Raw genomic sequence first — 435 nt, 5'->3', positions numbered from 1 at the left:
GAAACAAACGCGACGACCCAAGTCGGTGATGACAACGATATCTCGTTCACGCTCAGGACCACCGGCTCGGAAGTTGCGAAAGCCGCGAGTGTGAACGCAGAGTCGAAGAGTAGCTCCTTGACGTTCGAGTCCGGCGACACGTCCTCGACGGCGTCCGTTGGCGACTGGGAGCCGGGCGAAAACCGGACGATTACGTACCGTGCAGCGCTCCAATCCGGCTCCGCCGCGCGCGCATATGCGCTAGACCTCGTGGTCAATTACGACGACAGTGACGGTATCAGCCGTACGTCTAATCCGATTACGACCACTGTCGAGTCGCTCCCCGAGCAGTCGTTCGCCTTCTCGGACGTCTCCTCGTCGCTCCGAGTGGGCGAAGATGGAGAAGTCGTCGGCACAGTCGAGAACACCGGCCCTCACACGGTTCGAAGCGTGACT

1 pseudogene is annotated in these 435 nt (G+C 60.7%); it reads left to right on the top strand.

From position 1 onward, the window contains the following. A pseudogene (locus C5C07_RS20910) lies at window positions 1-435 on the top strand (exo-alpha-sialidase); the annotation flags it as partial.

It is taken from the genome of Haloferax sp. Atlit-4N (assembly GCF_003383025.1).
Classification (GTDB): domain Archaea; phylum Halobacteriota; class Halobacteria; order Halobacteriales; family Haloferacaceae; genus Haloferax; species Haloferax gibbonsii.
The sequence above is the reverse complement of the archived record's forward strand: the minus strand, read 5'-3'. Positions and strand labels throughout refer to the sequence as shown.